This window comes from uncultured Jannaschia sp., from assembly GCF_947494055.1.
Taxonomy (GTDB): Bacteria; Pseudomonadota; Alphaproteobacteria; order Rhodobacterales; family Rhodobacteraceae; genus Jannaschia.
Map to the genome: position 1 here is coordinate 1 of NZ_CANLTR010000221.1, position 302 is coordinate 302.

Sequence of the window (302 nt, forward strand, 5' to 3'; positions counted from 1 at the left end):
CTGCGCACGATCGACAGCGTGGCGCCGCTCGCCGCGCCGGCCGTGGGCGCCTCGCTCGTGGCCTTCATCGTGATCTATTTCGCCGTCTTCGGCGCGGGGACGTTCTACATCCTGCGCCTGATGTCGCGCCCGCCGGTCTTCGACGAGCCGAGGCTCGGGGATACCAGCAAGGGTCCGGTCCGGACCGCTGGCCTGACGCCGGCGCCGGAGGAAGCCGCCCGTCGTCCGCAGGCCGCGCAACCGGGAGAGTGAGACCATGCCCCTCGTCGACGGATTCTCCTTCGATCTGACCGTGATCTGGG

1 pseudogene is annotated in these 302 nt (G+C 70.2%); it reads left to right on the top strand.

The window, feature by feature from the left end:
* Positions 1–252 (top strand): annotated as a pseudogene (locus Q1A87_RS23930) (cytochrome ubiquinol oxidase subunit I); the annotation flags it as partial.
* Positions 253–302: the final 50 nt, after the last annotated feature.